Source organism: Gemmata palustris, from assembly GCF_017939745.1.
GTDB classification, from domain to species: Bacteria; Planctomycetota; Planctomycetia; order Gemmatales; family Gemmataceae; genus Gemmata; species Gemmata palustris.
Window position 1 is genome coordinate 2245298 of record NZ_JAGKQQ010000001.1, and the last position, 22694, is coordinate 2267991.

At 64.9% G+C, this 22694-nt stretch carries 30 protein-coding genes; 2 read left to right on the plus strand and 28 right to left on the minus strand.

All coding sequences use genetic code 11. From position 1 onward, the window contains the following. Nucleotides 1-126 precede the first annotated feature (126 nt). Nucleotides 127-345, plus strand: coding sequence for a hypothetical protein (locus J8F10_RS08850; protein WP_210653469.1), 219 nt, complete (start codon nt 127-129; stop codon nt 343-345). Nucleotides 346-347: 2 nt separating this feature from the next. Here J8F10_RS08850 and J8F10_RS08855 read toward each other — a convergent pair whose 3' ends face one another. From J8F10_RS08855 to J8F10_RS08980, 26 genes are all read right to left on the minus strand, one after another. Beyond that, nucleotides 348-956 (minus strand): hypothetical protein, encoded by a 609-nt coding sequence (locus J8F10_RS08855; RefSeq protein WP_210653470.1) that lies wholly within the window; start codon nt 954-956, stop codon nt 348-350. Further along, nucleotides 956-2659 carry a hypothetical protein gene (locus tag J8F10_RS08860; protein ID WP_210653471.1) on the minus strand — a complete coding sequence of 568 codons (1704 nt, stop codon included), beginning with the start codon at nt 2657-2659 and terminating at the stop codon, nt 956-958. The genes J8F10_RS08855 and J8F10_RS08860 overlap by 1 nt, the downstream gene beginning before the upstream one ends. After that, nucleotides 2656-2856, minus strand: coding sequence for a hypothetical protein (locus J8F10_RS08865; RefSeq protein ID WP_210653472.1), 201 nt, complete (start codon nt 2854-2856; stop codon nt 2656-2658). Before J8F10_RS08865 ends, J8F10_RS08860 begins: the two co-directional genes overlap by 4 nt. A 38-nt stretch (nt 2857-2894) precedes the next feature. Further along, on the minus strand, nt 2895-3275 hold the full coding sequence (locus tag J8F10_RS08870) for a hypothetical protein (RefSeq protein WP_210653473.1): 381 nt from the start codon (nt 3273-3275) through the stop codon (nt 2895-2897). After that, nucleotides 3272-3628, minus strand: coding sequence for a hypothetical protein (locus J8F10_RS08875; RefSeq protein ID WP_210653474.1), 357 nt, complete (start codon nt 3626-3628; stop codon nt 3272-3274). The genes J8F10_RS08870 and J8F10_RS08875 overlap by 4 nt, the downstream gene beginning before the upstream one ends. Nucleotides 3629-3640: 12 nt before the next feature. Continuing rightward, nucleotides 3641-4045, minus strand: coding sequence for a phage tail tube protein (locus J8F10_RS08880; RefSeq protein WP_210653475.1), 405 nt, complete (start codon nt 4043-4045; stop codon nt 3641-3643). A 23-nt stretch (nt 4046-4068) separates the two neighbouring features. Beyond that, a complete protein-coding gene (locus J8F10_RS08885; protein WP_210653476.1) occupies nt 4069-4548 on the minus strand; it encodes a DUF3168 domain-containing protein in 480 nt (159 codons plus the stop codon). Further along, nucleotides 4548-5000, minus strand: a complete 453-nt coding sequence (locus J8F10_RS08890; RefSeq protein ID WP_210653477.1) for an HK97-gp10 family putative phage morphogenesis protein — start codon at nt 4998-5000, stop codon at nt 4548-4550. Before J8F10_RS08890 ends, J8F10_RS08885 begins: the two co-directional genes overlap by 1 nt. A 211-nt stretch (nt 5001-5211) precedes the next feature. Further along, nucleotides 5212-7920: a G8 domain-containing protein gene (locus J8F10_RS08895; protein ID WP_210653478.1), complete on the minus strand. Its 2709-nt coding sequence runs from the start codon at nt 7918-7920 to the stop codon at nt 5212-5214. 2 nt (nt 7921-7922) lie between these two features. Next, a complete protein-coding gene (locus tag J8F10_RS08900) occupies nt 7923-8660 on the minus strand; it encodes a hypothetical protein (protein WP_210653479.1) in 738 nt (245 codons plus the stop codon). 12 nt (nt 8661-8672) lie between these two features. Next, complete coding sequence (locus J8F10_RS08905) at nt 8673-9893, minus strand: phage head spike fiber domain-containing protein (RefSeq protein ID WP_210653480.1); 1221 nt, start codon at nt 9891-9893, stop codon at nt 8673-8675. Beyond that, a complete protein-coding gene (locus tag J8F10_RS08910) occupies nt 9893-10981 on the minus strand; it encodes a hypothetical protein (protein ID WP_210653481.1) in 1089 nt (362 codons plus the stop codon). The genes J8F10_RS08905 and J8F10_RS08910 overlap by 1 nt, the downstream gene beginning before the upstream one ends. Before the next feature lie 15 nt (nt 10982-10996). Then, nucleotides 10997-11410 (minus strand): hypothetical protein, encoded by a 414-nt coding sequence (locus tag J8F10_RS08915; protein ID WP_210653482.1) that lies wholly within the window; start codon nt 11408-11410, stop codon nt 10997-10999. A 3-nt stretch (nt 11411-11413) separates the two neighbouring features. Beyond that, the gene (locus J8F10_RS08920) at nt 11414-11842 is read right to left on the minus strand and encodes a phage head closure protein (RefSeq protein ID WP_246523076.1); all 429 of its coding nucleotides are present in this window, start codon (nt 11840-11842) and stop codon (nt 11414-11416) included. Continuing rightward, nucleotides 11835-12518, minus strand: coding sequence for a head-tail connector protein (locus J8F10_RS08925; RefSeq protein ID WP_246523081.1), 684 nt, complete (start codon nt 12516-12518; stop codon nt 11835-11837). The genes J8F10_RS08920 and J8F10_RS08925 overlap by 8 nt, the downstream gene beginning before the upstream one ends. Continuing rightward, complete coding sequence (locus J8F10_RS08930) at nt 12481-12984, minus strand: hypothetical protein (protein WP_210653483.1); 504 nt, start codon at nt 12982-12984, stop codon at nt 12481-12483. The genes J8F10_RS08925 and J8F10_RS08930 overlap by 38 nt, the downstream gene beginning before the upstream one ends. Nucleotides 12985-13038: 54 nt before the next feature. After that, nucleotides 13039-13479, minus strand: a complete 441-nt coding sequence (locus J8F10_RS08935) for a hypothetical protein (protein WP_210653484.1) — start codon at nt 13477-13479, stop codon at nt 13039-13041. A 71-nt stretch (nt 13480-13550) separates the two neighbouring features. Next, nucleotides 13551-14870: a phage major capsid protein gene (locus J8F10_RS08940; RefSeq protein WP_210653485.1), complete on the minus strand. Its 1320-nt coding sequence runs from the start codon at nt 14868-14870 to the stop codon at nt 13551-13553. Nucleotides 14871-14874: 4 nt separating this feature from the next. Further along, complete coding sequence (locus tag J8F10_RS08945) at nt 14875-15516, minus strand: HK97 family phage prohead protease (protein WP_210653486.1); 642 nt, start codon at nt 15514-15516, stop codon at nt 14875-14877. Nucleotides 15517-15532: 16 nt separating this feature from the next. After that, the gene (locus J8F10_RS08950) at nt 15533-15709 is read right to left on the minus strand and encodes a hypothetical protein (protein WP_210653487.1); all 177 of its coding nucleotides are present in this window, start codon (nt 15707-15709) and stop codon (nt 15533-15535) included. Continuing rightward, nucleotides 15706-16092, minus strand: a complete 387-nt coding sequence (locus tag J8F10_RS08955) for a multiubiquitin domain-containing protein (protein WP_210653488.1) — start codon at nt 16090-16092, stop codon at nt 15706-15708. Before J8F10_RS08955 ends, J8F10_RS08950 begins: the two co-directional genes overlap by 4 nt. Further along, nucleotides 16089-16841 (minus strand): phage minor head protein, encoded by a 753-nt coding sequence (locus J8F10_RS08960; protein ID WP_315854095.1) that lies wholly within the window; start codon nt 16839-16841, stop codon nt 16089-16091. The genes J8F10_RS08955 and J8F10_RS08960 overlap by 4 nt, the downstream gene beginning before the upstream one ends. After that, complete coding sequence (locus J8F10_RS08965) at nt 16838-18169, minus strand: phage portal protein (RefSeq protein ID WP_246523096.1); 1332 nt, start codon at nt 18167-18169, stop codon at nt 16838-16840. Before J8F10_RS08965 ends, J8F10_RS08960 begins: the two co-directional genes overlap by 4 nt. Further along, nucleotides 18166-19578, minus strand: coding sequence for a phage terminase large subunit (terL, locus tag J8F10_RS08970; RefSeq protein WP_210653489.1), 1413 nt, complete (start codon nt 19576-19578; stop codon nt 18166-18168). Before terL ends, J8F10_RS08965 begins: the two co-directional genes overlap by 4 nt. After that, complete coding sequence (locus tag J8F10_RS08975) at nt 19553-20035, minus strand: terminase small subunit-like protein (RefSeq protein WP_210653490.1); 483 nt, start codon at nt 20033-20035, stop codon at nt 19553-19555. Before J8F10_RS08975 ends, terL begins: the two co-directional genes overlap by 26 nt. Before the next feature lie 128 nt (nt 20036-20163). Further along, nucleotides 20164-20679 (minus strand): hypothetical protein, encoded by a 516-nt coding sequence (locus J8F10_RS08980; RefSeq protein ID WP_210653491.1) that lies wholly within the window; start codon nt 20677-20679, stop codon nt 20164-20166. A gap of 100 nt (nt 20680-20779) precedes the next feature. Here J8F10_RS08980 and J8F10_RS40305 point away from each other — a divergent pair, with 100 nt between their 5' ends. Beyond that, complete coding sequence (locus tag J8F10_RS40305) at nt 20780-21601, plus strand: bifunctional DNA primase/polymerase (RefSeq protein WP_315854096.1); 822 nt, start codon at nt 20780-20782, stop codon at nt 21599-21601. On the opposite strand, the gene J8F10_RS08990 is transcribed toward J8F10_RS40305, so the two are convergent. Next, entirely contained in the window at nt 21591-21911 is a 321-nt protein-coding gene (locus J8F10_RS08990) for a hypothetical protein (protein ID WP_210653493.1), read from the minus strand. The two genes, J8F10_RS40305 and J8F10_RS08990, sit on opposite strands and share 11 nt — an antisense overlap. Next, nucleotides 21908-22693, minus strand: coding sequence for an ATP-binding protein (locus J8F10_RS08995; protein ID WP_246523098.1), 786 nt, complete (start codon nt 22691-22693; stop codon nt 21908-21910). Before J8F10_RS08995 ends, J8F10_RS08990 begins: the two co-directional genes overlap by 4 nt. Between the last annotated feature and the right edge of the window lies 1 nt (nt 22694).

Below are 22694 nucleotides of genomic sequence, written 5' to 3' on the forward strand. Positions count from 1 at the left end.
CGGCGGCGTTGAAGGAAACGCTGGATAGGTGTGGGGATTCGTCCGGCCATACCGAGGCCACCACCGCGGGGAGCCGGTATCAAGCCCGGCCCGTAGCACCATTGAAAGATCAGGTGAGAATGGCCTATGGCTTACGGCGAAGGGAATCCCCCGGACAAATGTCCCTTGAAATCCGCCGTCGAGCAGGCCGTTGGCCCCGATGAGTTTGTCCGCATCAGCCGATGGGACATCGCTCGGTTGATTCAAGCGCGTGGCCCTGATGGCGAGTCGCTGTTCAGGCTCCGGTACGATCGAGTATTGGGCTTGCAGCCGGAGTTCATGGGCAAGACTGCCATCTTGATGTAGCCTCAACTGAAAACCTCGACCGCCGTGAACGTTTTCGGCATGTAAAGGCCTACCTCGTTGCACTCCCAGATAGCCTGCTGATCGTCGATCAGGGCCATCTCGCAGCTGGGGCGGGTGAGCGTCACCGTGGCGTTGTCCGCCGGACTGTTCCGCAGGCGGGGCTTAAACGGGATCGTCCCCTCGCCGCTGCCGTTCGTGTTGACCTGGCCGGTCACCATCTTCATCTCGCCGTTGACGCCGATGTAGTCGCCGGGGAGGAGCCAGCCGGTCACACTGGCCGGGCATCCGTCCACGAGCAGCGAGTTGCCGGTCTGGCCCGCGCCCTTCACGAGGGGCGCACCGCCCGCGCTGCCGCGGGGATTGACCGCGTCCGGGTCGTAGGCGTTGAACGTGTTGGCCCCGCCCTCCAGTTTGAGCAGGAAGGCCTGCCAGTTGGCCGCCTTGTCGCGCTTCATGGGGGGCAAGCTGTAGGTGGCGATCCACCGGGCGCCGCCCAGCACCATGCGTTGCGAGGCTTTCGTCTCGGGGCTTTCGAACCGGCGGGTGTTCGTCTCCAGTCCGAACCGGCTGACGCTGATTCCGGGGGAAGTGGGCATGTCGATGGTGGGCATTACGACCTCAAGCGAGCGAGCTGCGATTCCGCGCCGCCCTTTTCGAGGGCCGCAAAAACGCTGGACTGCGCGTGTGCGGCGATGGCCGGGGCGGCCTCGCGGATGCGGGCGTTGATCAGTTCCGGCACGCCGGGGTTGACCTGGATGGTCTGCTGGACGATGACGGTGCTCCCACCCATTTGGTGGTTCGGGATGACCGTCCCGGCGGAATCAGGTACGAAGATTTCCGGGCCGCGCTCGCCCACGACGGACGGGATGCCCACGGGCGGGCGGCCGCCGTCGGCGAAGAACCCGCCGAAGATGCTGCCGAGGCCGCCAATGGCGTCGTCCATAAGCCCTTTGCCGCCGCCGGTCCCGATCAGGGCGTCGGCCAGAGGGCCGGCAACCTTCTTCTCGAACGCGGCTCGGGCGATCGACTCGGCGAAGCCCAACATGGCTTCCTTGGCCGAACCCGCCTTGAACACCACGTCGGTCAGGGTGGCGGAGAGCTTGTCGTGCAGTTCCTGCTGGAAGCGGGCGGCCTGCTGCATGGATTCGGCCAGGTCGTAGTTGGTGCGGGCGAGTTCCTCGTTCGCTTCGATCATCTCCTGCGTGGCCTTGATGCCACCGCGGCGGGCGATCTCCTCGGTCTTGAACCGGGCTTCGAGCGCCGCCTGCTCGCGCGGGGACTGCTGCAGGATCTCGTTCTCCTGCATGAGCGACAGGTTGTACTCGTCCAGCGCCTTTTTCGCCTCGGCGATCTTCTTCGCGGCGGCTTCCCGCTCCTTCTGCCCGAGCAGACCGTCGTTCGACCCCTTGGCGGAGTTCGGCCGATACGCCGGGCCTTGCGCCTCGTCGCCCATGAAGACGGCGTAATCAACCGAGTCGGGGCGATTCTCGGACACGTTGGGATTTCCCCCCTTCATCCGGTTGCCGATAGCCTGCCCGGCCTGGAAGGGGATTTCGACGAACGCGGCCCCGAGATAGTCCGGCAAGTTGGACAGGGATTCGACCAGAGGCACGATATCCAGCAGCTTCAGCCGCATCCGCTCCAGGGACTCGGTCCAGCGGTCGCCCAGGTCGTCGATCCTGCTGAGCTGCTCGTCGGTCAGGGCGTTGCCCAGGTTCTTCGCCTCATCGACGAAGGCGGCAACGTCGCCCTTCGAGTCCTTGATGAGCGGGATGAGCGTCGCGAACGAGCGGCCGAAGATGTTGACGCCTTTCTCGGTCAGTTCGGACTGTGACCCGACTCGGCCGAGTGCGGCGGCGATCTCGTAGAACTGTTGCTCCGGGGAAAGTTGGGCGAGAGCCTTCACGGACAGGCCGAGGGTGTCGAACGCTTTCACCGCCCCTTCGTTGGTGCCTTTCGCGGCCTCGCCGATCATCGCGTTCATGCGGGCGATTGAGCCGGAGAACTCGTCCAGGCTGGAGCCGCCCTTCTGGAGCGGGATGTTCAGGGCCGAAAGGGTGCTGCCGAGGAAGCCCGTCCGCTGCGCCATGTCGTTGATGTGGTCGGCCGCGTCGAATGCCCCCTTGGCGAACTGGGCGAACGCCACCACGGATAGGGCTGGGACGAGGGCGGCGAACTGGCTCTTGAGAGTCGCCAGCGAGGTGCCCATGGAGCCGGCGGCCTGCTGGACCGAGTCGTTGGCCTTCTTCAGCCCGCGCTCAAGCTGAGCCGCGTCGGCGCTAATCCTGACCTTCAGCTCACCGACGTCCGTCATGCCACCCTTTTCCGCTGCGCGTCTTCACGCTCAACTCGCTCCATAAATGATTTCAAACTCTTGACGTCTTCGCCGGTCAGCCCGGCCTTGCCGCCGCCCTCTCGCTTCACGCCTTTACTCGCCAGATACCCGGCCTGCGCACGCATCACGTCCCAGGTGGTTGCCCGCCAGAACGCGTCCGGCGGCCAGCGCAACATGCCGAGGCAGAACTCCTGGTACTGCCGCCACGGGAAGCCTACGGGAGCTTCCCGAGGAGCTCCCCCATCTTGATGGCCATCGCCTCCCGCAGTTCGGGCGGTTCGAGCGTGACCCGGAGGAAGGCGTAGAGGTGCATCCGCAAGGCATCGAACGCCGGAGAGTGGACGCCGAGGGCGGTAAAGATGTGGTCGGCCACGTCCCGCGTCTTCGTCGGGTAGCCTGCGGTAGTGAGCAGGGTGGCGACCAACTTGGCGGTGTCGTTCAGGCCCATCGACATGACGCGGCTGGCGACCTGCAGGATGCTCTCCCGGAAAGCCGCTTCCACGGCCTCGACCATCTCCAGGGTGCCGACCAGATTGTAGTCCGTGCCCGCGAACGGCAGTGTGTGCCGGGGGCGTGCCGCCTCGAACCCGGTCATTCGCGGGCCATCTTGACGGCGGCCACGGACATGCCGGTCGCGTCGGACAGGGTGTAGTTGAGGAAGCCGTCCGGGTCGTTGAACCGGTCCGCTGGGAACGGTCCCACGATGGCTCGGCCGCCGTTGGTACCGGAGCCGGGCAGCGTGATTACCGTGTCGGGGGTGGCGATGGCGCCGAAGCCGGGGGCGCGGGCGTCGTTGGCGGCGATGGTCAGCGTCCGGGACGAGGCGTTCGCGTTGCTGAAGACCAGCACAGTTCGGCCGTCGTTCTGGAACTTGTCTGCGGTGGAGGCCGCGCCGAGCGTGTAATTCAAGCCGGCGAAGCTAGAGGTTTGGGTAGAAATGGTTGCCATGAGGTGCTCCTATCAGGCTGCGGTGAAGACGGGCTCGCCGTGCGATTCGAGGGTGTAGTTGAAGGTTTCCACCCCGTCCACCTCACCCGCGCGGCTGTAGCCGGTGATGAGGAAGTCGCACTCGATGGTGTCGCCGTTGGCGAGGACCAGCGTGTACTCGTCGATCGAGCCCGCCATCGCGTTCTGGCGGATGGCCTCGTCGGACGCGGAGTCCTTGAAAAACCCCGAGCAGGCGATGCTGAACGACTTGAGGCTCGCATCCTCGACCAGCTCGCGCCAGCCGTTCGTGTCCTTGGTGCTGCCGTCGACAACGTTATTTCCCATCGTGAGCGTGGTGCTCCGCAGCCCGCCGATGACGGTGCCAGTCGCGGCATCGCCCAGCTTAATGACCATATCGCGGCCTTTTTGTAGTGCCATAAACCCTCCTTGGTTGTTGTTGCTTAGTAGAAGCCGATGAACCATCCGCCTGCGGTGACAGGCGTCACGTCAGGCACCGGTTCGAGCATCACCCGGTAGCGGGCAACGCCGTGGTAGTAATGGTCGCTCGAACCCTCGACGGCCGTTTCCTGGAACGTGTCGTGGAACTCGCGGCGGATCTCGACGAGCGCGAAGCCCGTGACCGTCATGTTCAGCTCCTGCCGGTGGAGCGCGTCGAAGATGAGCGATAGCAGCGACTTCACCGACTTCCGACCCGCCTTCTCGAAGTCCCAGGCGTGAATCGTGATGGTGCAGTCCCAGCCGTCCTCGGTCTTCGTGTCGAACTCGCTGAGCGTGTCCTCGCCGATGCGGACGTAGGGGGGCGGGAATTTGGCGGGGACGTGGTCAAACACCTTCTGACCGCCGAGCGCCGCCGTGAGGGGCGCGTAGCCGGACAGTCGGGCGTAGATCCCGGCCTGGAGCGCGTTATCCGGCGAGGGCATCAGCGTTTCACGGACTTGGCCGCCGCGATGCGAACGGCTTTGGCGAGACGCTCGCGGATCCAGCCCTTGCTCTTTTCGAGGGCGGGGAACATGAACGGGCGGGCGGACATCTTCGAGGTGCCGAATTCCAGCGAGCGGGCGTAGTCAACGATGCCGCCGCCGGCGACCACGACGCCGTCCAGCCCGTCGACGGAGGAGTTGATCGAGTTCACCAGCCGCCCGGTGTCCGAAGCGGGGGCTTCTCCCGGCGCGGAGGCCTGGTGCGTGACCGTGCGGCGCGTGTACACCCGGCCCGTCTTCTGGCCGTCGGTGATGCTCCGCTTCGCCTCACCCTCGACTTTTTTGGCGGAGGCGAACAGCCCCTTCACCAGCTCCGCCTCGATCGAACGCTGCACGTCGAGCGTGGCGTTCTGAATCTTGTCCAGCCCCTCTACCTTGACCGAGAAGTCCATGCGCCGTGCCAGTCCCTTACCAGTTGTTCAATCCATTCCCGGTTCGCCCGGCAGATGTTCGGGTCGTACCGGTGCAGCAGTTCGTGCCCTGCGAGCAGCAGCGCGCTCACGGCCGTCACGAGCATCAGTCCTACCGCGAGGTTCCTGCGGTAGCATTTCAAGCCGCCGCGAAGCAGAAGAAGCGAGGTGGCAGCGGAAAGCCAGCAGCAGATCATGGCGCGGCGGCCGGTTCGCCGAGCGCCTCCGGACGGAGGGGCAGTTCCGGCCTCATCCACGGAGGCACGACGTTCGCGGCCAGCAGCCCAGCATCCGTCGACGAGTGATGGACGAGGTCAACCGGGTACTGGAAGTAATCGCCGCTCAACCGGTCCTGGTCGACGAACCAGCAGCGGGTCTTCCAGATGCCGCCGTCCTGGTAGCAGCCGTTGCGCTTCACCAGGTTTTCGAGCGTGTTGCCGTTGGCCCGGCTGTTCGGGATGATTCTCGCGTTCTTGTCCGGCCCGAAGCTCTCGGAGCTGACCCAGGTGAAGGCGGTCCGCGATCCCACCGCGTCTGATATGGTGGCCTTAATCGAGACGATGCCCGTGGTGCCGAGCGACGTATCGCTGGTCGGGTCGAGGTAGAAGTACGGCTTCGGAGTGCCCGGCAGCGGTTCCACCCCGTCCACGCCTATCGGGGAGGCCGGGTAGGCCTGCGGCAGGTCGGTGGCGCTGTCGAGGTTTTGGTACCGGCGAAGAATGCCCGCCCAACGTTCGCCCGGCACGCTCACCTGCGCGTCGGTCTCCCACGGCCCCATCAGGTTGTAGTAAGAGTGATCCTGCGGGAACGTCATTCCCGGATTCTCCGCCTCCCACTCGGCGATGTCGAAGTCGCCCGTGAAGTGCGTGAACTCCGTGGGCACGTCCTCGAAGGTGAGGTCGATGAAGAAGCCGGCGTAGTTGAACCCTAGCCCGGCCTCGTCGAAGCCGATGTCGAAACCCTCGATGTGACCGTTCACGAAATTCATCCCCCACGACACGGGGCCGAGGCGGGTGGCGGTGCCGAACCCCGGCCCGGTCCACAGGAAGTCGTGGAAGCTGTACCAGAACGAGTAGTTGATCAGGTTGAACGGCCGCTCGGTGGCGATGCAGTCGAAGCCCTTGGAGATCATCGGTGAGTTGTCGGTGCGCTCGGTGAACTGCCGGTGGGCGATGAAGAACCCGACCCCGCAGCCGTAGCAGGCGTTGTCGTGGAAGTCCACGATCTGAGCCTGCTCGATGCCGTAGGTCTCCTCGTCCTGGAAGAACACCGGGTTCTGGCTGCCCGACCCCTTCCCGCTCGCTAGCGGGTCCTGGTAGCGCATGGAGAACTGGTGGGGGATGCGGTTGAGCTGATCGACGTTCTGCTGCATGAAGCCCCAGCCGTCCTGGCTGGAGGTGGCGATGTTCCCCTGCTGGAGGATGGCGCGAGACTGGCTCTCGTAAGCCACCCCGGCGTGGCCATTGTGGTTCTGCCAAAGCTCGGCGCGGCTGCCCCAGGACATCGCGAACCCGTCGCCCCGGCACCACATCACCGTATTGTTCAGCCACTGGCCGATCTCGTTGCCCAGCTCGGAGACGATGCCAGCGCCGCGCACGTTGTACACCACGCAGTCCTCGATGGCGGCGCGGCTGGCGTGGTGGGTGATCGCCCATCCGGGGATGGGGTAGTTCTCACCCCAGACGCTGCACCCTTTGACGACCGACTGCTTCCGGCCGAAGTACGGCCCCTGCCAGTGCAGGTGGATGGGGTAGCGGCCCCGGACGTTGTTGGGGTTCGTGATGACGGTGCCGCCGTTGGTGGCGCGGGCGAGCGTGCCGTCGGGGTTCACCAGAGAGGGATCGGTGTCGGTGCGGCCGATGTCCTTGAACTCGACGTACCACCACTGGCAGTCGTCGTGGTGCATGTTCATCGTGTGCCCGCGGGTTTGCAGGCTGGACGGGTCTTCCGAGCGGATGCGGATGGAGTGGGACAGCATCGCCACCACCGGGCGGCGGGTCCGCACCTGGCCGCGCTTCAGACGGCGGGTGGTGACGACGTGGGCGTGTTGCAGCGGTGCATCCAGCACCAGCGTGTTGCCCACGATGGCGACGATGGTCCGCAACTCGTCGTGGCTTAGGCGGAAGCCTTCGGTCTGCATCCGAACCCCGTTGACGCCTTGGTACGGGCCGTAGAACTGCGTCGGGCCGGTGTATTGCGGGTCGGTGGCGCTCGTGCCGGCGTTGCAGGTCGCGCCGATGACGATCCGGTCGCCCTTCCGCCAGTTTGCGCCCACGACCCCGTCGAGCGTGACGGCGACGCTCCCCGCCGGGATGTCACGGGGACTGAACAGGCGGGAGGCCTTCTCTGCGCCGACGGCACGGCTTGCCCCTTTGCACACGATGCCCTGCCGCACCGTCGAGCCGGGGGCTTCGGTGCTGTGGATGACGATTTCCGCCCGCGGCTTGCCGGGGGTGGTGCTCTCCGGGATGGGGTTTGCCCCATCGCCGATGATCATGTTGTCGTAGGCCAGGAGCGTGTCCACCCAGAGCCGGGTGTCGCGGTCGGTGGCCCAGCGAAGGGTGCCCGCCTCCTCGACGTTGATGTCCTTGACTTTCGCGTCGGATTCCACGTCGTAGGTAACGGCGTGGCCGACGTTTACGACCGCCCCAACTCCCGGAACGGTGCCCGCATCCCAGGTGGCGGGGTTCGACCAGTCGCCATCCGCCACGCTGCTGTGCGAGTACGGGCCGAGGTCGTCCACCGCGTTGCAGCAGGTGTCGGCGTCCGAGGCGATGAAGTCGTGGTAGGCCTGCGGCACTTCCGCCGGGCGGCCGCCGAACCGGGTGGTGATCTCCGGGATGCGGTTCAGGTCGGGGCGCGGGTTGTAGCGGCGCTGTGGCGGAAGGCTTTGGGGCCGCACGGTCAGCTCTGGGCGATGCCGAGGCCGACGGTGACGGCGGAAGTGGAGGCGTAGGTCTCGGATCCGCGAATCACGGGAACGACGTAAAGGACGGTGTCGCTGGCCGCGAGGTTGAACCCGAGGGGGGCTTGCCCGGCCATCTGGATGAGGCGGGGGGTGCCGCAGTCCACGACGTCTTCGCAGTGGATGACGCCGGCGAGCTTGTTCAGGTCGGCCGCCGCGATGCTCAGGGCGGCGTGGTCGTCGAAGGTGCTGTTAACCGGGTCGGAGTGGAACACGAAAAGGTCGAACAAGGCGGAGAGCGCGGTCGCTTTGGCCACGAAGGCGTTCTGGATGTACCCGGCGCCGCCGTTGGCGCGGGCAGCGCCGGAGAAGGACAGCTTCCCGCCCACCACCATGCCGTTGGTGTACGCCCCGGCCGTCACGGTCGGGGATGCGGTCAGGTTCACGATTCCCGCGCCGGTGTTCGCGGCGATGGACGCCAGCGAGGCGTTGCCCGCGTCCTGCTTGCCCTCGGTCGCGGGGGAGGCGGGGATGCGGGCGGCGGCGACTTGAATCGCGGAGAGGGCGGTGTTGCCCGTGGTCTGATTCTCGGCCGTCGCCGGGTTGATGATCGTCCCCGTCGCGTTCACGATGGGGTGGACGGGGTTGTCGGTCGGGCCGACGCTGTTGCGCTGGGTCTTGAGAGTAACCGTGCCTGTCGAGGCCGGGACGGTGATTGAGCCTTCGCTTATTGCCATGCGGCCTCCGGGTTATCGGGTGAGTTCGAGCATTTCGCCGTCGGTCAGCTCGCGCCGCCAGAAGGTGATGCGGCGGATGTAGCCGTTAAGGGATTGGTCGCCCGCGCCGCGATTCCCGATGCCGATATGGTCATCGGTCGGATCGGTCAGGTTGATTTTCGGCCCCGTGCTTGATGCGATGGCGCCAGCGTTTAGGCAGATAGCGCCGCCAGCACCGTTGCTACGAGTCGCCACTTTGTTGATGTTGCCCAATCCGTTTGTCAGGGTGTTGGCAGTGTCCACGGAAAGGCCGGAGCTATTGAGCCTCACAACACCGCTGGTCTGCGCTTGGATACGGCCAGTTGTCAGGTTGCCGCCACCCAGAATCGTAGCCACGGTCACGCCGTCAAAATCGCCGGAGAACTCAATGTATTGCGACATCGGCAGGCGGTTGTAGTGAGTGGTGTCAATGAGGCGCTGGCCGTCGTTATAGCTGGAGCCGTCATCCCCGAAAGAATGAAGCTCAGCGCCGAGGCCACGCGTCGTGGTAGTCGTGATCTTTGGCGTGGAAACTGTCGCGCCCTGCTCAAGCTGTACAAAATCCACAGCAATTGAATTCCCGGTCGTTGCGAGCCGGAACCCAATCTGTGGGTTGGTCACGGTGGCCGCGCCCGTGTTCGGGCGGACGTAGATAATGCTGTTAAGCTGGCTGGTAATGTCTACCCATGTCGCCCCGCCGTCCTGCGTCATCTCGACCGTGCCACTGCCGCTGACACGGCGCACGAAGGCAGAGAAGATAACCTGGCTGGAAGCAAGCGTGATGGATTGAAGGACTGTAGCCGTGCTTCCCCCAGTCGTGGCCGTGATTAGCGTAGCCGTGTTTGGCGTGGCATCAACATCTGCGCCGGGCTGGTTACGGCTCACAGACGCGCCAGCCCCTACCGTCCATGCCGATGCCTGCGTCAAATCACGGCTGTGGAGCGCGCGGTTGGTTTTGCTGGCTTCAGCATAAAGGCCGACACCGAGGACGTTACGAAACTGGTTAGCATCGAAAATGCGTACCTTTCCGTCAGCTGTGATGCCCGTGTAGGCACCGTTTACGCCGCCGTTGGACACCGTAATCAAGTTGCCGAAATTGGTACGCGTCCCGATGCTCCCGCCCCACCAGCGGCCATTTCTGAAATCCAGGTCGAAGGCCGCGTCCCGGAATACCCAAGCGGGTGGCGCTTTCGCCGCCAGGTTTGGGAAGGGCATTACATCACCTCCAGTTCCAAGGTGAAGACCTCGGCACTTGTAGGCGTGTAGCCCGCCCGCACTTCGATCAGGGCGAAAAGGTTCGGGGTACCTGAGGCTGTCACGAACGGAACACTGCTTCCGAGCGCCGGGATGGCGATGCCTGCACTGCCGTCGCCGAAAACCTGGTTGGTAGAGACATCGAGCGCGCCGAGCCAGCCCGCCATAGCGGCCGGGGCAAACGCACCATTATCGCCATTGGCGACCGTAGGACTGACGTTGAAGAGATGGATGCGGAAGATGCCGTTAGTCCCCGTGCTGGACTTCTTGAGCCGCCCGCGCACCACCTGCCCCGCCACGTCGTTGCCCCGTGCCGCTGCGATGGTCAGGGGCGTCACGGAGCCGGCCGTCGTGTTGTTCGCCAGCAAGTCGCCGGAGACGTAAGCGGTCGTGTCCGCCGGGCGGGTCAGCGTGGAGCCAGCCGCCACAATCCGCGGTCGGCAGGATTCGAGAATAGAGTCCAATTTGGTGTTCGCGCTCGACTGGTTCGCCGCCGTGGCGGCCCCGGTGGTGTTCGTCGCAATCGTTCCCAGCGAGGTGTTCGCGGTGCTCTGGTTCGCCGCAGTCGCCGCGCCGCTCGGAAGCGGCAGGGAGGCGGCGGATACCGGCTGCGTCACGCCCGAGCCGTCCACGGGGATGCGGCCGCTGACGAGTGTGGGCAGCTTGGCCAGGATGTTTGTGCCGTTCTGCAGGCCGCGTTTAACGAGTGCGATGAGGCTGAACGCACCGGTGTCGGTGCTGGCGACGGTATCCGCCTGCGCTCCGAGGTTCGTGTTCACGGTGCCCGTGTTCGTCGCCACGGTCGCCAACGAGGTGTTGCCGGTCGTCTGCGCGGCAGCAGTTGCAAGGGATGTGGTGTTCGTCGCGATAGTCGCGAGGGTGCTGTTCGCCGTGGTCTGAAGGCCAGCCGTCGCAGGGCTGATGAGGTTGCCGGAGTCGTCAGTCAGCGGGCGGGCGAAGGCTTTGTTGGTGCCGTCGCTGTAAGCGATCATGGCTTGGTTCGTGTCGTTGGCGTCTTTGACGATGATCGGCGAAGGGGTAAAAGGCATTCAGAGGCTCCTGGATTATGCGGCGAGCGCCGAGTTGATGGGATTGGAGAAGTCAAACTGACCGCCCGCGTTGGGGTCTTCCGCGTCGAGCAGGTCGGCAACGGTGACGAGGTAGATTTGCCCGCCCCGGATCACGATGGTCTGGTCGGTGGTGAGCACTGGGGAGAGGGTCGTCGCCCCAGTGATGATGGCACCCGGAGCGCCGCCGTCGGCGATGGTGCCGTCCTCGTCGCTGAACACGGCGAGGTTGCCGACGACCGTGGCGCCGTTTACCGAGGCGAGCTTGTCCTTGCTCGCGTCCGATGCGGCCTTGGTGCCTGCCGTGCCGACCCGCACGCGGAAGTTCTCCGCCGACCGCTCGACGGGGATGTCGTCCGTCGCCTGAACTGTGCCGCCGTCCGGTAGGTCGCCGATGTAAGTGTCTGCCATTGCCTATGCCCTGAGTAAGATTTTGCCGCCGTCGCGCAGGAGCAGGTGCCCGCCGCTGCGCACAGCGATTGCCCCGATGGTCAGAACCAGCGATTCCGACTCCGTCTCGATGGCGCGGACGGTCAGAAAGCGATTCTGCTCGTCCTCGTTGATAACTTCCTTCACCTCGAACACCCGCGCGCCGTACTTCAGCCGCGACGCGCTGGTCACGTCCGGGCGGTACCGCATGGTGATTTCGTGGGTGATGGGCGTTGCGAGCTGCATCGCCTGGAACCGCTCGTAGGCCTTCTTCGGCTTGATGCCCGCCCACACGGTCGCGCCGTCTACCCACGCCTCGGTGAATCCGCCCTGGCCGTCGGCTGCGCGGGTCAGCGACTGGACCGTCACCCGGTGCTTCATGCTGTTCACGACCGTGGAGCAGCACTTACCCAAGACGGTCCCCCATCACGCGGTAGCGGCCGTAGAGCGACAGGGCGGCGGGCGGCAGGGCCGACGGGTCATCGCACTGCCCGCGCTGCTCGTAGAGCGCCGCAACGTGCGTCAGGATGCCGGTCTTGATGGGCTGGGGAACAGCGGCAGCGGCCCCGTACCCGGCAACGTAAGTGATCTCGCACCCGGCTTCGGGGCGGACGTTCGAGGGCCAGACGGCACCGTAGTTCAGGAGCAGGCGGTCGCCGGAAGCGTCCACCCGGTAGTTCGAGGCCGCGAACGTGCTAGCGGCGTTGTTCAGGTCGTAGGTGACGACCGAGGAGATGGACTGCACCGGCCCCTTCGGCAACGGCACAGAGCCCGGAAGGCCGCCGTAAAGCGAGGACATCGCCCCTTCCCGCACACCGTCCCACCACGGCTTGTTCGCCCCCGCGCAGAGGTCGAGGGTAAGCTTCCAGGTCTGGGTGATGAGCGAGCGGCGGAGGAACTCTTCGGCCGCCTGGCGTGCGGCGGTGATGAGGGCGGTGAAGATCGCGTCTTCTTCCGTACCGTCCACCCGCGCCCACGCCTTCGCTTCGGCCAGCGTCACGGGTTCCGTGGCGGGCGGCGTGATGAGGGCGAGGGACTGGCGGAGCACGGAGTTAGGCGGCGGGAGCGGTGTGCGCTTCGATGGCGGCAATCATCTGCTTCACGTTCATCGTGTCAGGGACGAGTTCGAGGCCCTGAGCGAGTGCGTGGCCGACGAGTTCGGCCTTCGACATCTTGTTCAGTGGCTTTGCGGGCTTCGTTTCCGCCGGGCCGGTGACCTTGGTCTCCCGGAGTTCGGCCGGGTTCACCGACGCGCCTCGCTTAAGCGGGCTGCCTTCGGGTAGGTCGGCCTCGGTGAGCGTCTCGCCCTCGGCGAGTTCGCGGGGCTGGAGTTCGGCATCGGCGATCGCTTTCTTCACTGCGTCCGACAGAACGGGCGGGGCCTTGGCGATCTCAGCGGCCGCTTCGCCTGCCGCCTTGATGAAACCGCCAGCCGGTCCGCCCAGGGCGGTCGCCAGCGGGTCGGACAGCTTGCGGGTCGTGCCGGCGATGAAGCTGTCGGTGTCGATGCCGGTCTGGGAGCCGGTGAAGTCCTTCAGAATCAGGTATTCTTTCATGTCGTGTCCTTCCGTGGAAAGGGGCGGGGGCGACCGAAGCCGCCCCCGATTCGGTTACGAAGCGGACTGCGTGACCGGCTTCTGACCCGCGTGGCCGAGGATCGCCACGGCAGCCAGTACAGCGGCGGAGGCGTTGCCCGCCGGCGTGATGGTCAGGCGGACGTAGCGCTTGTTGCCGACGTAGCCCAGCTTCCGCACTTCGTTGTCGTCGTCGAACTGGAAGCTCGCGGCGGCCTCCGGCGCGGTGCCGTTGGTCTGGGTGGTCATGTCGGCGTCTGCCACCGCATTGCCGCCGGACAGGTCGGAGGCGTCCGACTCTTCAAGCAGCGCGGTGAAAGTCGCGTCGGCGTCGGCCACGGAGCCGATGAGGATGGCGAACATGAGGGAGTCGAAGCCCTGGCGGTCGATGATCTGCGACACCTGGGCGGTGTTGTCGGCGACGCTCACCGGGCTGATGGCCCGTTTCACGAGGAGGTTGTTGGTAATGTCTCGCATGGGAAGTCCTTCTTTGATGGGATGGAGATGTGGGCCGGACGCCGTGAAGTGCCCGGCTCAGTCAGAGATGGTTAGGTGCTGATCTTGCCCAGCTTCAAAGCCTCGTGGTTGATTACGCCGCCGCCAACCCGCTTCGTCGTGTAGTAAATCACGAACGGCTTGTTGGTGTACGGGTCGCGCAGCACGCGGATGCCGATGCGGTCCACGATCTGGTAACCGGCCTTGATGTCGCCGTAAGCCATGGCCAGGGCGTTCGAGGCGATCGCGGGCATGTCGTTGGCGAAGTACGCGGTCTGGCCGAGCAGGGTCGGGCGCAGGCCGGCGTTCTTGTCATACGTCATGTTGAAGATCGGGCGGCCTTCGAGGTCCTTGATCTTCAGCAGGGCGGCGTTGGTCGCGCGCTTGTAGAGGAACGAAGCGTTCGCCTGGTAGGGTTCCTTCAGGGCGTTCTGGAGGTCCACCATGCCGTCGTAGGTGAAGGTGCTGGCCGAGCCGGTGACAACCTGCTCGATCTGCTCCTGGGTGATGTCGGTGCCTGCGGCGTAGGACAGGATGCCGCGAGGTTTGCCAACGCCGTTGCCCGACACGAAGGCGGTCGCTTCCTTGCGGGCGAAGATGTCGGCCACCTTGCCGGCCAGCCATGCCTCAATGTCCACGATGCCGTCATCGATCATCTTCTGCGTGGCTTTCGGCTTGGCTGCCAGCTCATGCACCACGATCGACTTCTTGCCGAACTGAGGCGTGGTCTCGGTCGTGGGAGCGGTCGTTTCGCCCACCCACTCGCCGTCGGCCTCGCCGTTGTCGAGAACGTACTCGTAGGCGTCGGTGCTGATGTTGACGACGCTGGCGAGCTGACGGATCGGCGAGGTCTCGAACACCTTCGTCTGGATGATGCCGCCGAACTCGGGCATGACGAGGTAACCGCCGTCCGGGTCGCTGCCGACCGAGAGGGCTTTTACCTCGGCAGGAGCGTCCGACGCTTCGATGAACTCGTGGAAGTCCTGCTGGTTCGATTTCTTCGAGCGGGCGAACTGGTTGAACAGCTTCTTGTGCTGGGCCTTGGCTTCCTTGTCGGAGTCGTTCGAGCCGCCTGCAGCCGGGCGGTTGAGGGCGGTCTTCACGCCGTTCAGCTCGGCTTCGAGGAGCTTGTGCTTGGTTTCGAACGCGTCCTCGGCAGCTTTCAGCTTGCCCGTAAGCTTCTGACTCTCTTCGACCGCAGAAGCGATCGTCTCGGAGACCTTGTTGAACTTGGCCTCGTCGAAGGCGTCCATCTTGCCGAGCTTGGGGGCGATTTCGCTTTTGAAGGCGTCCAAGCCGCTCATTGCGGTGTTGAACTTGGTCTCCATGCCTTTGAGGGCATCTTTGACTTCGGTAATTACTGCTTCACTCATGGTGTTAAATCCTAAAGCTGGTTAATGCATCGCGCAGGTCGCGCAGGTTGGTCTCCACCTCCTCGTCAGGCTCCCCCTGAGTCGTAAGTGCCTTGAAGCCGTGAAGTGCGACGGTGGTCGCGTCCTTCTGGCTGAAACCTCCCTCCCGGAGGTATTCCTCGAACGCGCGGATCGTGTCCGGGCGTGATTTCACGTTGGTGATGGTGGCCTTCTCGTTGGCCGGGAAAGTGACGAGCGACACCTCGTACAGTTCGACTTCGAGTAGCTTGCGGACGCCCTTCTTCGGGTCGCGCTCATCGCGGATGGTGGTGAAACCGATGGACAGGCCGGTCAGCGCCCCCGCCTTGGCCAGTAGGTAGGCGTCGTTACCCGCCTGGGTGGTAAGGATGCGGCCCTTCAGGCGGAGGCCCTTCTTCGTCTCCTCCACCTCGTCCCACACGCCGATCGGCATGTCGGAGCGGTGCTGCCAGAGCATGGCGGGCTTCCGCTTGGCGATCGACTCGGCGAACGCGCCGGGCATGACGATCTCGCCGTAGCTGTCCGTGTTGCCGAAGACGGAGCCGAGGCCCTCAATGGTGCGGGTGCCGTCATCCGCTTCCGCGGCCTTCAGCTCGTCGATGGCGAAGCGTTTGGTCTCCAGGTTCATGGGCGAATCCGTGTGGTTAGAGTGATGTGACGTTGCCCGTGGCGAGGTCGCCGAGGACGTGAGTGGTGGCGATCGGCCCGCCGTCCATGCTGGCGGTGCAGCGGATGAGCGTGACGGCGAGGTCAGCCAGGTTCACGCGCGGGCGGAAGTCGGCGGCGATGACGTTGCCGTGCTGGGAGCGGATGCGGTTCACGCGTTCCCCGTGAACACTGCGTTGATCACCATACCGTCCATAACAGGGACGCGCTCGTCGTTACAGATGGTGCCCGAGCCGGACGCGCCTCTGTACGTGACGCTTGCGCCCTGCCGGTCTATGCCGGCCAGTTCTGCTATCTCGCGGTAGCCGATCTCGTCGCCGGCGAACTCGTGCTGCTTGCCATTGACGGTGATCCGCTTCACGGCAGTGCGATTAACGTGCGCGAATAAGGTGATCGTCACTTCCGTGACTTCATCGACGACGCTCTTGATCGAGACGCCTCGGACGTGCTTCAGACGTGTTCCGTTGAGCACGACCTTGCTTTCCTGATTCGGCACCGCAGGAAGCGTTACCTCTACTTCGTTCCACTCCTTCGTCACTCGCTCTTCTCCTCAAAAACCATCCCGCACCGGCAGTTGACCACGTTCGCCGGGCTGGCGCTGCTGTCGCCCGGTCGGTCCATCATTTCCCCATCGACCCTGAACTTCTCGTCCAGCCCGACAGTCACACCAGCCATTGCCAGGTGCTCAGGCCTCGTCCGGTCGTCCCGGGTCGGTAGCCACTCCTTGACCATCACCACGCCGAGGTCCTGCTCGGCCTGCCGCACCGACTCGATGCTGCCGTAGGTGGCGGCGGCGTGCGTCTCGGTGCGTGCGACCGTGGCGGCGCGGTAGGGAGTCAGTTGGCTCACCTTGCGGATGCGCCGCCCGATTTCCTCGGTGCCCAGCCCTTCGGTCAGCCCCGTGTTGATGGCATCCAACACGTCGTCGCGGTCGGTGTCCGCGATGAACTGGGCCTTCCGGAGCGACTCGCGAGCAATCCACTCGGCGATGCGGGCTTCGAAGATGGTCTGAGCGGCCTTCTGGCTGATACGGCGGGACTTGACCTGCTTCAGCGCCATCGACCCGAAGACGGGGATGGTGCGGCGGTAGTGGTCCTCGATGACGCCCTTCACGCGCGTGCGGTGGGCGATGAAGACGTGGGCGGGCGGGTGTCCCCGCGTCGTGTACGCGGTCGCCGCCGTCCGGATCATCGCGTTGCGGGCGCGTGCCTGCTCGACGCGGAGGGTGAGTTCCAGCCGGTCCATCGCCAGCAGCCACGTCCGGAGGAGCAGGCGGCGGTCGGTCACTCGGCCTCGTCTTCGTCGGGTTCGCCCGCGTCCGGTTTATCCGCCGGGCTCCCCGGCTCCGGCAGGTCAACCTGACCCGCCAGTTCCAGGGGAATCGACGTGCTGGACACGAAGATCACGTCTCCGCTGTCCACGTCGTCCAGCCCCATCGCCCGCCGCTTCTCGTTGATCGTCATGTAGCTCGCGGCGTTGATGCGCTCGGCCTTTTGCTTCCGTAGCGGCTCCAGCGCCGGGATCATCTCCTCGTCGTACCAGAGGAACAGGTCCTCGCCGTACAGCGGGGTGAGCCAGCGGTTGAAGGCGTCGAGCGTCCAGCCGAGTTGAGCGAGGACGGTTTCTGTCCAGAAGGCGAGCTTTGCCTCCTCGTAGTTCGCGTAGGTGTTGTCGCCCGGGATGCCGAGGAGTTGCGGCGGCACACCGAACGCCAGGGCGATGTCGCGGGCGGCGGAATGCTTGCCCTCCAGGAACTCCATGTCCTTCGGGTTGAGGGACATTTCCTTCCAGTCGAGTCCACCTTCCAGCAGCATCGGGCGGCCGGCGTTCCCGGCCCCGCTGAACTGCTCGTCCATCATCTGCTTTAGGCGAAGGAACTGGTCGTCCGACAGGCTGGCGGGTTTCCCGTCGCTGCCGTTGACCACGAGAGCGCCGCTCGGGCGCGCACCGTTCTCGATGAGCCGCTTGTTCCACTGCTGCCCGCCGTTGTGGATGTCCACGCCGAGGGCAGCCGCTTCGAGCGGGCTCATCCCGTACCACGGGTTAAGCGGGTTGAACGACTTCAGGTGCAGTACCGCCGAGCGGCCGGTGATCTGGTCCACCGGGAAGACGGTGACAGCGTTCTGGTTCGGGCGGTACTCGTACTGCTTCGGGAACAGGCCCGTGCCCGCCTCGACCTTGACCTTGCCGGGGCTCAGGAGTTGCAACTCTGCCGGGGGTTTACTCTTACCGCGGCTCGGGTCCATGCCGTTGCCGAAGACGTAGCCGTTGCCGCTGAGTTGGTAGTAGCTCGACAGCGTCCGCATGAACTCCCGGCCCGACTGGGCGGGGTTCGGGTTCTCCATCAGCTTCAGCAGCTCGTGCCCCTCGACCTTCGCCAGCTTGCCGCCCTTGCCCCGGCGGTAAAGCTGCAGGTCCACCGAGGCGACGGAAGCGGCCACGCGGTTGATGCAGGCGAAGGCGACCACGCACTGGGCGTAGCCCTCGGCCGACAGCTTGTCGTACCCGGCGCCGGTAAGACCGGCTTTGCCCAGCCCGACGGAGAAGAAGTACGAGGCGGATTTACGGGCCGTCGGTGTGTCGTCGGCCTTATGGCGGAAGGGCCAGACCATCATAACCTGCGGATGCGAATCTGCGAGGCTGCCGAGAGCTTCATCCAGTTCAGGAACTGCGTGGTGGAGTCCACCTGATCGTCATGCGCACCGTTGGGGAATTGCATCATTTCCATCTCGTAATCGGTTAGCCACGCGGCATGCGTGGGGAGGTAGACGCGCCCGGACTCGACCAGCGCGGAGCAGGCCGCCGCGCGCGTGATCTTGTCGGCCTCGGGGTTGATGGCAATGATCGGGAGCTGCGTCTCGCGGCGTAGGTCCTGCAGGAGCTGCTGACCGGACGCCTTGTCTTCAATCAGGATCGCGTCGGGCTGCCATGCGGTGGCCTGGCTGACGACGAGTGATTTCAGGTCGGGGTACTCGAGCCTGCGGACGACGACTTGAAGGAGGTCCCATCCGCCGTGGCGCTCTCCCCATGTAGTGCAGCAGCTCGGGTCGTTGATCTGGCTGGCCTTGATTGCGGTGTCCCAGCTCTGGACGATGCGCAGGTACTTTTCTTCCTTGCGTTCGTACCGCTGGAACCAACCGGCCTTGAACATGCCGCCTTCGGGCGGGGCGGGCCGTTGCTGGTACTGCCCGGCGTAGGCGTAGGAGCCCAGTTCGACCTTCTGGCGATCGATGGCCTGCAGGTTCTCTCGCTCAGAGTGCAGCGGCTCGCCCGCCTCGCGTGTGAGCTTGATTCGCCCGAAGTCGATGAAGGTGCGTGTTTCGGCCACGGCGGGGATACAGAGATGCTCCCAGCCGCCCTTACCGAGGAGATGCCCGGTCAGGTCTTCGGCGTGGAGCCGTTGCATGACTACAACGATGACGCCGTTCGCTTTGTCGTTCAGTCGGGTGGCGAATGCCTGGTCGAACCAAGTGCAGGCCGTCTTGCGTTGCACGTCCGACAGAGCGCCGGCGGCGCTGTGCGGGTCGTCCACGATCAGGTAATTGCCGCCCTCGCCGATCACCGACCCCGCGACGGATGTGGCGTACCGCATCCCGCGTTCGGTGGTGACGAACTTTTCCTTGGTGTCCTGGTCGCCGACGAGTTGGACGTTCGGGAATATCCGACGGTACCAGTCCGATTTCACGACGAGTCTGCAATCCGTCGAGTGCTTCAGCGAAAGGCTGTGCGCGTAGCTGGAGGCGAGGATGCGTTCGGCCGGGTTCAGGCCCAGCAGCCAAGCGGGCCACGCCACCGTCACCGAGATGCTTTTCAGGTACCGGGGCGGGATGTTGATGATGAGCCGCTTGATCTCGCGCCGTGTGCAGGCTTCGAGGTATTCGGCGATCAGGTCGACGTGCCAGTTATGGCTGTAGGGAGTACCAGGATCTACGGTGGCAAACGTCTTGCGAGTGAATGCCGCGAGGCGTGTGCGCAGGAGGGCGTCGAACGCCTTCTGGTCACTTACCTTTTGCGTACTCGTCAAGCATGGCCTTGTCCTGCTCCGGGAGGGGCAGGCCGTTGACGTTCACGCTCACGTTGGTCTCGGCGCGCGGCCCGTACCGCTTGGCAGCGAACTTCTCGGCCACCTTCAATCGAGTCTCGATGCGGATCTTGGAGCGGCTGATGTGTTCGTGATTTACCGCAACCCGTGGGCCGTCTCCGTCGCCAAGTTCGTGGAAGTCTTCGCTGTCGTCGTCAGCGATCTCAACCACTTCGTCCATGAACATCTCGCCCTGAGCCTCGCGTGCGAGCGCGTACTGCTCCGAAAACGCTTTGTATGCCTCGTCCCCGCGGAAGCCCTTGACCACCCACAGGAGGATGGTCGAGACGGCGGGCATGCCGTCCATCTCGGCGATCTTGCGGAGCGTCCTGCCTTCTGCGAGGTGGAGGCAGATGGCGTCGCCGAGTTCGGAGGTGAAGGTGCTGGGTCTACCGGTCATAAACGAAAAAACCCGCTCCTGGCGGGAAATGAAACACCGCAAACGCTCAATACTGGCCTGCGGTGACAGTTATCAATTCTGCATAAATAGTAGCACGTGAGTGCCATGGTCGTAAAGCGAAAGATGCGTCAGTCGTACTTGAAGTGATCGGCCAACGCCTCCAGCGCTTCGTGTAGCAGGGCGATGCCCTGGCGTTTTGCAGAGCGGACGCTGCCCGCCTTGACGCAATGGCTGGCCGGGGTGCCCTCGCAGCAGACGGCAAACGCGACACGCCGTGCGTCCTGGCTGAAGATGGCTTGCAGCGCTTCGCGGTACTCGACCGCGCCGAACCCGTGCGGTGCGAAGGACAGGGCCTTGGCCCCGCCGTCGCTGTCTTCGTAGCGGGCCTGGACGTAAAGGGACGGGTTGGCTTTGGCCCACAAGGTGTGCAGCCGTTTGCCGGCCCGATACTGTCTGCCTGTGATTACCTGGCGGGCAACGTAGAACTCGAGTGGGGCGTCGAGGGAGCGGTATTCCCTGCCTCCGCTGGTGCCTTCCACGGCTACGACATCACCGCGCTGCTTCCGGTGCCCTGTCAGCACCTCGGGCTTGCCGTCCTTGACCGGCGGCAGCCAGTAGCGTGAATCCCCGTCCGTGTCAGCCATACCCCACCCCTAGCCGTTCAGGGCGAGTGTGGCACAGGATGTTGGGGGATGGCAAGCGAGTTCTTGCGCCGTAACCAGAAGCGGGGTAGCTCTTTACCTCGTGTCCCCTTTCGCATTCGCAGCACCCGAACTTCTTGCCAACGGTTACAGCGTGCTCCCGCTGCGGCCGCGTGAGAAGTCGCCAGCGATTCGAGGCTGGCAGCGGTTCTGCACGGAAACTGCTGGTCCGCACCTCCTTCGCCAGTGGATGCGGGTTCCGGACGCCAACATCGGGGTATGTCTCGGTCCGGCAAGCGGGGTCACGGCCCTGGACTTCGACGAAGACGCGGACGGCCTGCACGGGCGGATCGTGGAGCTGGTAGGCGACTCGCCGGTCAAGAAGGCGGGGCGGCGAGGCTACACGGCCTTCTACCGCTTCGGTGGTGAGAGGAGCAGACACTACTCGTCCGGCAAGGTGAGCGTGCTCGACGTGCTCGCGACGGGGCGGCAGACCGTCGTTCCCGCTTCCGTTCATCCGGAGGGCGCCAACTACCGCTGGCTCACGGAGAGGACGCTGGAAAACACCCCTGCGGGTGAACTGCCGGAACTCAGGCCGGAAGCGATGGCTGAGGTCGCGCGGCTACTTCGCCCGGCGAAAGCCCTGTTCACACCGAGGGTTTCTCACCGAGGCAGGATGGCCGACGCGCTGCGGTGCATCTCCCCAGATGTCCCCTACCCGGTATGGCGAGACGTCGGCATGGCCTTGAAGGACGAACTCGGCGAGGCGGGCTTTCCGCTGTGGGTTGAGTGGAGCGCGGGCGGCGAGAAATACCCCGGCTCGGAGCAGGCCCGCCGCGTCTGGGACAGCTTCCGGGGGGAAGGCATCCACGCCGCCACCCTGTTCTACCACGCCGTCCGGCACGGGTATCGAGTTAGCCGCTAATCCAGAGGCGGAGGTACTTCAGCGCCTGCTGCTCCCACCACTCCTTCGGGGCGTAGAAGTCCTCGCCGTGCTGGTGCTGGTTCAGATGCTCCTCGCGGGTTAGTGGGACGCAGCAGAACTCGCCCTTCTTCCCGGTACCGCTCCCCATCCAGGTGCGGCGGACGTGCGCCGCCTCGCACCGGCCGACCCCGTCCACCCACTCGCTGAACCTGCCCGAGATGCAGGAAGGCTGGAAGCTAACCCAGCGGCGGAACTGCTTGTCCGTGCCTCGTTTGCGGGCCTGCTGCAGAAGCTGTTCGAAGTCGGTCACGCGGCGCCTCGGTGGCTCTTCCAGTCGAAAACGATCAGCTTGCCGCCGTTCTCCTTCAGCCGGTCGATCACCCGCTCGCCGGCGAACTCGGTCAGCGCCGGCAGCGCGAGGTTGCTGATCAGGACCGTCGGCTTCATCTGCTCGTACCGCTCGTTCACGATCTCGAAGAGGATGTTCCGCTCGGCGTCGGACCCGTACTGCACCCCGATCTCGTCGAGGATGAGCAGGTCGGGTGCGGCGAAGGCCGAGAGTGCGTCCTGCTCGCTCACCTGCGAATTCTTCCGGTAAGTGTCCTTCACCTTGCGGAATGCCCGGCCCGCGGTCATGTACACGGCCGCCTTCGAGTGATTTCGGATGACCTGGTCGGCGACGGCGCAGGCGAGGTGCGTCTTCCCGGTGCCGGCGTTGCCGCACAGGATCAGCGAGGTGCCGGTGCGGAGGTGGTCGAGGAACCGGTCGGCATAGCTCCGGCAGGTCGCCAGGGCCTTCGCCGAGCTGGAGTCGGTCGCGGTGAAGGCGGCGAAGGACTTACCCTCGAAGCGGGGCGGGACGGCGGCGTGCTGAAGGTGCTTCCGGATCAGGCGGTCACGGTGCTCCGCGGTATCCCGTATCTGCCTTGCGGCCTCCTCGTCGGAGCGAGCCTGCTCCTGCTCGGCTTCGCACACCGGGCACCGCGCGGGAGCCCAGTCCGCAAAGAGCCTGAACAACCTGACCCTCTGCGGGCCGTGGGTGGGGCAGTCCAGCGTCTCGAACCGTTCTTCCATCTTCAACTCGCTGGACATC